Here is a 1,200-nt window from a genome sequence, read left to right on the forward strand (position 1 = left end):
CTAGTGGCTCGTCACGCAGCCTTGGTCGGGTAATCGGTCCAGGACCGGATCGGTGAGTCGGGCGCGAACGCCGTCTTGGGCTCGGCGCGGGCATTGCGCCAGCGGACGTAGGCCGCAATGGCCGCGTTCTGCTCGCCGTGGCTGCGATGGTCAGTGCCGTTCAGGGCGAAGTAGCGCAAGGCCGCGAACTCGGCCTCGATCCAGTTCAGCCAGGAGCCGTAGGTCGGCAGGAAGACCAACTCGACGTCGTTGTCCGTGGTCCAGGCCCGCACTTGGGCATGCTTGTGCGGGGAGAAGTTGTCCAGCACCACATACAGCTTCTCCCCAGGCCAGCGCGCACGCAGGGCCTTGAGCAGGCCAAGGAACTCGCGCCAGCGCTTGCGCGGGCGGATGCGGTAGTACAGCTTGCCGGTGGCCAGATCGAGGGCGGCGAGCATGTGCCGCACGCCGCCATAGCGGTTGTAAGTGGCCCGCAGCCTGCGCGGACGCCTCACCAGCCCCCAGGCCTTGCCCTTGCGGGGCATCAGGTTCAGCGGCCCGAACTCATCGACGCATATCACCCGCCCGTCCGTCGGCGGGGTGTCGTAGAGCGCCAGGATGCGGTGCATCTTGGTGATGAACTCCGGGTCGGTGGACGCCTTCCACGTAGTGGTGGTCTTCCAGGAGACCTTGCCGGCGCGCAGGATCCGGCGCAGGGTCTCGCGACTGATGGCTGCGGTCACCCGCTGCTTGATGAGGTGCTCGGCGAGCTTGCTCAGGCTCCAGGTGGAGAACGCGGTGATCTTCCAGTCGGCGGGGGATGTCCGGGCGATCAGGCAGATGTGCTCGCGCACCTGGTCACTGATCGTCTTGGGGCGTCCCCCGCTCCATTTTGGGTCCAGCGCGTCGAACCCCCGCTCGTTGAAGGCGTGGATGACATCGCGGACGTAGTCCTCGCCGACCTGCATCAGCGTGGAGATGTCCTTGACCGTCTGGCCCTGGGCGGACATCAGCACCACGATCGCCCGGCGGAGTTTCACCGGGTCCTTCGCGGTCCGGCTGATCCGCTGCAGCTTCCGGCCCTCGTCCATCGTGACCGGCCGGACGAACACACTCGGTCGACGTCCCACGACCACCTCCAAGATCAGGTCTTGGAGACAGTCTGCTGGCCGACGAGCAACGGATCGATTACCAGGCCAAGGCTGCGTGACGAGCCACTAG

Annotated in this window: 1 protein-coding gene; it reads right to left on the reverse strand. The window is 66.3% G+C overall.

Translation table 11 applies throughout. The features are described 5' to 3' along the window. Positions 1-11: 11 nt before the first annotated feature. On the reverse strand, positions 12-1,109 hold the full coding sequence (locus ACZ5NH_RS45530) for an IS630 family transposase (RefSeq protein ID WP_468784379.1): 1,098 nt from the start codon (positions 1,107-1,109) through the stop codon (positions 12-14). Between the last annotated feature and the right edge of the window lie 91 nt (positions 1,110-1,200).

It is taken from the genome of Streptomyces sp. NPDC031426, from assembly GCF_055581585.1.